The organism is Streptomyces sp. NPDC001156, from assembly GCF_053598275.1.
In genome coordinates, this window is record NZ_JBSFJX010000551.1 from 1 (window position 1) to 1,258 (window position 1,258).

Here is a 1,258-nt window from a genome sequence, read left to right on the forward strand (position 1 = left end):
ACGCGGGAGACCAGTGCATCCACCACCGTTCGGGATGCGCCAGTTGACCAGGATTGGGTACAAGACTCACTCCTGCTCACTGACTAGGAACGGTCGCTGTCACCCGTGGACGAGCTCCGCGAGGACGACGAGCGCGGGTACGCGCCGAAGCCGTGCGACGTCCTCGAGGCCCACGCCGCGATACGAGCGGCATCGGCCCGTCCGCAGGCCGTCGACAAGCCGCGCCTGCCGCCCGCTTGCCCGCAAGAACCACCGGCCTCGCACACCGCCGGCTCCGCGACCGCTTCAGGCCGCGGGACCCGGGCGGCTCCATGCCGCATGGCAGATGGTGCGTGCCGCTCTCCACACCACGGTACGAGAGCTGACGGACAATCGGCCCAAAGCCGCGTGCGTGTTCCCGAGTCCGATCCTCGCGGTGCAACGTGGGGGCAGGACCCGAAGGCGCCGTGAGCGAACCGCGGGGCGAACACCTCACGGCAACCGCTGGCGAACGCACCCACGAGCCCGGCTCCGGCCACTGCCCAGCCCTGCAGTCATGGAGGTGCGGCCCCGGCGCCCGATGGCCGGGGGCCGGAGGCGAGGTGGTGTGCGACCCGGAAGAGTCTGCCGTCCGGTGCGTGACGCATGCCCCACCGCGGTTCAGTTCTGTGACGAGGAACAGGCCGATGATCGACTCCGTCGCCTCGGCACAACGGCCCGGTTGCCGCCGGGCCGCTTCCGCGGGCGGCCGGAGCCGCCCCGGGCGGCGGACGACGGCCGGGCCAGACGGAAACTCCCACGAGGCGATCTTGGCGCGGGCCCGGCGAACGGCTTTGTGTGAGGAGCAGACCCGAAGGGGACCGGCCCGGGGCTGGGCCGAGCCAGTGCTCAGGTCGCGGCGGCGCGGGCCGGGGGGAGCGGGGGTCCGGGCGGGGCGCCGCCAGTCCGGGGTAGTGGGCGTGACGGCTGGCGACGTGGCAGGCACACCCTGAGTTGCAAGGGGAAACTCAAGGGGGAGACTCGGTGCCGCGCCGTGCAGTATCGGGGCACGTGCGGGATGCAGCGCAGGTGGAGGGGGACGGTGTCGACCGGACGGCACTGGTCGGGCCCCAGAGACGACGAGCCGGCCTGCACCATCGAGCGCAGCCTGCAGATCCTCGGCGAACACTGGTCGTTCCTGGAATTGCTTGAATCCTCCCCCAGCTGAAGCAGGGGGATTCCTGGCTCACGTTGGCTGCGGGTCAGCGACCAGCAGCTCTTACACGATCAACACCAGCCG

Annotated in this window: 1 protein-coding gene; it reads left to right on the forward strand. The window is 71.3% G+C overall.

All coding sequences use genetic code 11. From position 1 onward, the window contains the following. Window positions 1-1,060: 1,060 nt before the first annotated feature. Window positions 1,061-1,186, forward strand: coding sequence for a hypothetical protein (locus ACWDA7_RS53050; RefSeq protein ID WP_450615425.1), 126 nt, complete (start codon window positions 1,061-1,063; stop codon window positions 1,184-1,186). Window positions 1,187-1,258 lie beyond the last annotated feature (72 nt).